Origin of the sequence: Geobacillus sp. ZGt-1 (assembly GCF_001026865.1) — a bacterium.
Classification (GTDB): Bacteria; Bacillota; Bacilli; order Bacillales; family Anoxybacillaceae; genus Geobacillus; species Geobacillus thermoleovorans.
Window position 1 is genome coordinate 74,340 of sequence record NZ_LDPD01000012.1, and the last position, 5,743, is coordinate 80,082.

The window sequence follows — 5,743 nt, forward strand, 5'->3', positions numbered from 1 at the left end:
CAAAACTGTCGAACTCGGGGTTGAGTGACAGCCGCTTTGAATCGGTCGGTATGCCCAACGATCCAGTTCGTCATAAATCCGCCGTAGCTGCCGCCGGTGACGCCAAGCCGTTCTTTGTCAATAAAGTCGAACTTGCTGATGGCGGCGTCGACGCCAGCCATAATGTCTTCATAATCCATGCCGCCATAGTCGCCGCGCACCGCATTGACAAACGACTGGCCGTATCCGTGGCTGCCGCGCGGGTTCGTAAACAGCACGGCATAACCGGATGAAGCGAGCAGCTGCAATTCATGGAAAAACGTAAATCCATACATCGCATGCGGCCCGCCGTGAATTTCGACGACAAGCGGCGCCTTTTCCCCTTCGTCAAGCTCAGGCGGTTTCATCCTATTTCGCGCAGCTAAGTGGGGGTAGTTGACGATCCAGCCTTGAATCTCCAAACCGTCCGCCGATCGATACGTAAACGGTTCGGCAGCGGCGAAGGCCACTTCATGTTCAAGCGCTTCATTGGCACGCGTAAGCCGTGTTTTCGTTCCATCGGCAAGCGAGACCGCATATAAATCGCCAACGGACGTAGGCGAGCTGATGGCGGCGACGGCTTGCCGTCCATTCGGATGGACGGTGAATCCGTATAGATGAAAATCTCCTTCGACCACTGGAACGATCGGGCCGGCGAGCGAGACGAAATATGCCTTGACGCGTCCGCGCTCTGAGGCGGTGACATACAGGCCGCTTCCGTCGCTCGCCCAAATCGGGCCCGGGCCTTTCGCATCAGCGTGCATGTCGCCGACCATGGTGTCACCGAGATGGACGTCCCAGTCGGCGGTCAACACCCGCTTCGTTCCACGTTCCGGCTCAAAGACGTAAAGCTGGTGAAGCGTCGCCCCAAGATAAGCCAAATCATGGCCGATGGCCGCGAGCTTCATTCCGTCCGGCGACCAGGCGAGTGAAGCGAACGCGCCGCAGCCGTTCGTCAAGTTCGTTTCTGTTTTTTTCTCGAGATCGAGCAAAATGATGTCGCGGGTAAAGGTGGTGTCCGGATCCTCGTTTCGGTTGGCGACAAAGGCGAGCGTCCGTCCGTTTGGCGAAACGGCAAACGAACCGATTTCTTCCTCGCGGCCCGTCAACGCTTCGATTTTTCCTGACAGCACATCGATGCGCGCGAGCACCGCCCGTTTGCCGTCAAGAAAACCAGCCGCATCCGATTTGTAATACAGCCGCTCGACAACGCGCGGTTTCAGGTCGGTTCGCTTCACTTCTGCCTTTTCCGGTTCTTCGCGGTCTTCAATCGTTTCATCATCGCCAAGCGTCGTTAGGGCGATGAGAAACGTTCCATCCGGCGACCAGACGTAATCGCGCACGCCGTTTTTGAAAAACGTCAGCTGGCGCGCTTCGCCGCCATTGGCAGGCAGCAGCCAAAGCTGCACACGCCCCGAGCGGTCAGACAAAAAGGCGATCGTTTCGCCGTCCGGGGAAAAGCGCGGCTTCGTGTCGCGACAGCGCCCGAACGTCCATGGACGGACGGCGCCGTCTTCCGTCCACATAGATAGATGGGAGCGGTATTGGTTTTCTTCGTCGATCGATTTTTCCACAAACACGACGCGCGTTCCGTCCGGCGCGTAGTGCGGGTCGCGCACCGAGCGGAGGCGAAGCAAATCTTCCGCCGTCATGCCGCGGCGTTTCGTCAGGTGCTCGTTGTTGTTCATCAGCAAGACCTCTCTTTCCTTCAAAAATGGAACCATCTTGTATATTTCGTCTTACGAAAGAAAAGATCCTGCCCCAAAACAGAAAAAAACGAACGCCCAAACGATAGGCGTCCGTTTTTTAGCTATGCCGACAGTTTTTGTTTTTCATTTGCCTGCTGCGCTGCCTTTTTCACCTGCGGGTAGAAGATCACGCCGCTTGCCAGCAAGGCAACGCCCAGCAGGAACGTTTTCATATCCGCCGTCCCGGCGATGACGACCCAGACGGAATACAATGTTGCCAGCGCCGCAACGATGCCGTCAGCGAGCCGCTCCCGTCCTGCCGCATACGTTTCCCCCGTGAGCGTGAGCTTCAGCTGGAAGACGGAAGCAATCAAATATGGAACGAGATAAGCGAGCGTGGCGATGTAAATGACGAAGTCAAACGCTGTTGCCATCGAGTTGGAAATGGTCGAGAAAATGAACAATTGCGCCAGCGCGTTTGACAATGTGAGCGAGAAGCTCGGTGCCCCTTTTCTGTTTTCCTTCAAAAAAACCGGCAAAAACATCCCTTGTTTCGCCGCCTGGTACGGCACTTCGGCGCTCAACAAGATCCAGCCGAGCGTCGAGCCAAGCAAGCTGATCAGCCCAAGGCCAGCCAACACGTAGCCGCCCGCCGGTCCGACGATGGCATTGATGGCGTCCACGAGCGGTTTTTCCGATTGAATCAGTTCGCGTTGCGGCAAGACGCCCATCACCAAAAAGCTGATGCCGATGTAAATGGCTAAGGCGATGAGCAGGCCGGCGATCGTCGCCCGTTTTACGTCCGCTTGTTTGCGCGCGCGGGAAGCGAACACCATCGCCGATTCAACGCCGACAAACGCCCAGAGTGTCGATAAAGCGGCGTTGTTGATTTGTCCAAGCAAACCGATCGGCTGTCCGTTCCCGTCATAGCGAGGGGCATCAAGCGGGCCGATGACCGCTTTGTCAAAGGCAAACAAGGCGATGACGATAAATAGGAAAAAGCCAAGCACTTTGGCCGCGGTGGCGACAAAATTCAGCTTGCCAGCGCCTTCTACACCGCGCAAAATGATGATATGCATCCCCCAAAGGAGCGCCGTGCAGACGAGAAACGTCAACAAGTTCCCAAGCTTCAAGGTGAACGACCCGGCGGTGAACACCGTTTGGCCGCTTGTCAGCACCGGGAAAAACGTCGACAAGTAGCTTGCAAATGTTGTAATGATCGCGACGTTGCCGGCAAAGTTGCCGACCCAGTAGCCCCATGATGACATAAAGCCGGATAAAATCGACAAGTTCGAACCTTTCGGAAACAGCTCCTTCGCGTAAATTTGCGGACCGCCGCCTAAGTCGGGCTTGCGGATTGCCAAGTTGCCAAACACAAGCGCCGTCATGAGGACACCGGCTCCGGTCAGCAGCCAGGCGAACATGACGCCGATGGGGCTCGCCGCCTCCGCCAACGAGCGCGGCAGCATAAAAATGCCGGATCCGACCATATTGCCCACGACAAGCGCGGTTAACACCCAAATGCCAAGTTTTCGTTGCTGATCCAAGGTCAAAACGCTCCTTTCGAAAAAAGAAAGCACCCGCGCCTTTTCAGCGGGTGCATGATCGATTCGCATCCAACTGAATGGCGATAGCGCTCCATCGCCCAAGGGCGATGGCAGTCCTGCGCCTGTTCGGCCGCAGGCCCAGCTTGCGCCGCCGGAGCGCGCCGCAAACTTCGGCGGTGAACCCTTTCCCGCTGCGTCATGGACCGCTCCGAGCCTCGGCAGCGCTACTTTTGTTCACCGCAACCTCTATCCCATTGAAGTGGAGAGGGGGTATATGGTTGCCGACACTATCTTACCTGATTCGACAAAAATCGTCAATATGTTTTTGGGAAATACAGAAGATGGGACGAGATTCCCAATCCATGGCCGCTATTTCTAGGGGGAAGAGGGCGCGAATGGGAATATGATTTGTTTTTGAAAAATAGAAATGGTTGCGAAGATCAAGATCATGATAGTTGCCTTCTTTTTCTATGAGGAAATAAAATGGAAATTTGTTCAGAGAATGGTTCATCACTAAAAACTAAAAGATGTACTTGCACTAGCCATTAAAGTATGTTAGCTGTTTCTCAAAGGTTGCGAAATATGAGTGAAATGATTAGTATAATTTGTGGTGATGAACCCAGAGAATAGGAAATCGAGAAGGATTTTGAGGATTCATGGCGAATAAACAGTAGGTCGGCTGAGTGATGAAAAAATGTAAAAATGAAAGGAAAGAAGGGACAGAGCATGAAGTTTTCCGAATTTCGTTACGAGCGGCCGGACATCGCTCAATTGCAAGCATCGTTTCAAGAAGCGCTTGATTCGTTCCGCCGTGCCGGGAGCGCCGCCTTGCAGCACGAGGCGATGAAGCGGATCAATGCACTGCGCCGCCGCTACAGCACGATGGCGAACCTTTGCCACATCCGCCATACGATTGATACAAACGATGAATTTTATAAACAAGAACAGGACTTTTTCGATGAAACCGAGCCGGTCGTCAAGGGGCTCGTCAACGATTATTACCGCGCGCTTGTTTCCTCGCCGTTCCGCGCTGAATTGGAACAAGTGTGGGGAAAACAGCTGTTTGCGTTGGCGGAAACGCAACTGAAAACATACGCGCCGGCGGTTGTCGAAGACTTGCAAAAAGAAAACAAGCTGGCCAGCGAATATACGAAGCTCATTGCATCGGCGAAAATCATGTTTGAAGGAGAGGAGCGGACGCTCGCCCAGCTGCAGCCGTTTGTCGAGTCGCCGGACCGCACGATGCGCCAACGGGCGAGCGAAGCGCGGTTTTCGTTTTTCACGGACCACGAAAAAGAGCTCGATGAGCTGTATGATGAGCTCGTCCACGTCCGCACAGCGATCGCCCGGAAGCTTGGGTTCCAAAACTTTGTTGAGCTCGGCTATGCCCGTTTAGGACGGACCGATTACAATGCCGACATGGTTGCAGGCTATCGCCAGCAGGTAAAAACGCACATCGTCCCGCTCGCGTCCAAGCTGCGCGAGCGCCAGCGGCAGCGCATCAAGGTCGAGAAGCTCTACTATTACGACGAACCGTTTATGTTTCCAACCGGCAACCCGGCGCCAAAAGGGGACGCCGCTTGGATTGTTGACAACGGCCGGCGCATGTATGAAGAGCTGTCGCCGGAAACCGGCGAGTTTTTCCGCTATATGGTCGAACACGAATTGATGGACCTCGTCGCCAAAAAAGGGAAGGCGGGCGGCGGCTATTGCACGTATATCGATGATTACAAGGCGCCGTTTATTTTCTCGAACTTTACCGGCACATCCGGCGACATTGACGTATTGACCCATGAAGCCGGACATGCGTTCCAAGTGTATGAAAGCCGTCATTACGACATTCCGGAATACAACTGGCCGACGCTTGAGGCGTGTGAAATCCATTCGATGAGCATGGAGTTTTTCACCTGGCCGTGGATGGAGCTGTTTTTCGCCGACGACGCCGACAAATACCGGTTCGCCCATTTGAGCGACGCGCTCTTGTTTTTGCCGTACGGCGTGGCGGTCGATGAATTTCAGCACGCGGTCTACGAGAACCCGGATATGACGCCAGCGGAGCGGAAGAGTGTCTGGCGCAGCATCGAAAAAGCGTATTTGCCGACAAGAGACTATGCCGGCCATGACTACCTTGAGCGCGGCGGGTTTTGGCAGCGGCAAGGGCATATTTACACCGATCCGTTTTATTACATTGATTATACATTGGCGCAAGTGTGCGCGTTCCAGTTTTGGAAGCGGGCGCAGGAAGACCGGGAATCAGCCTGGCGCGACTATGTGGCGCTTTGCCGATTGGGCGGCAGCCGGCCGTTTACTGAGCTCGTCAAAAGCGCCAACCTAAAGTCGCCGTTTGCTGACGGGGCGGTCGCTTCGGTCGTCGGCCATATCGAGCGGTGGTTGGACAGCGTCGATGACAAAGCCTTGTAAAAAGAAGCAAAGAAGGCGGGCGGGAACAGCACCGCCCTGCTTTTCTTTATCATCTCGCGCCGAGAAGAC

General features: G+C 54.8%; 3 protein-coding genes and 1 riboswitch. Of the genes, 1 reads left to right on the forward strand and 2 read right to left on the reverse strand.

Annotated features, from left to right (window positions below):
• Positions 1 to 1,706: S9 family peptidase (locus tag VU18_RS04070; RefSeq protein WP_082218522.1), on the reverse strand; the 1,706-nt coding region annotated here is incomplete at its 3' end.
• A gap of 122 nt (positions 1,707 to 1,828) precedes the next feature.
• The gene (locus VU18_RS04075; protein ID WP_014195281.1) at positions 1,829 to 3,253 is read right to left on the reverse strand and encodes an amino acid permease; all 1,425 of its coding nucleotides are present in this window, start codon (positions 3,251 to 3,253) and stop codon (positions 1,829 to 1,831) included.
• A gap of 76 nt (positions 3,254 to 3,329) precedes the next feature.
• Positions 3,330 to 3,510: riboswitch (Lysine riboswitch) on the reverse strand.
• A 469-nt stretch (positions 3,511 to 3,979) separates the two neighbouring features.
• Between VU18_RS04075 and VU18_RS04085 the strand changes: the two genes are divergently transcribed.
• On the forward strand, positions 3,980 to 5,674 hold the full coding sequence (locus VU18_RS04085) for a M3 family oligoendopeptidase (RefSeq protein ID WP_021321685.1): 1,695 nt from the start codon (positions 3,980 to 3,982) through the stop codon (positions 5,672 to 5,674).
• The last annotated feature ends 69 nt before the right edge of the window (positions 5,675 to 5,743 follow it).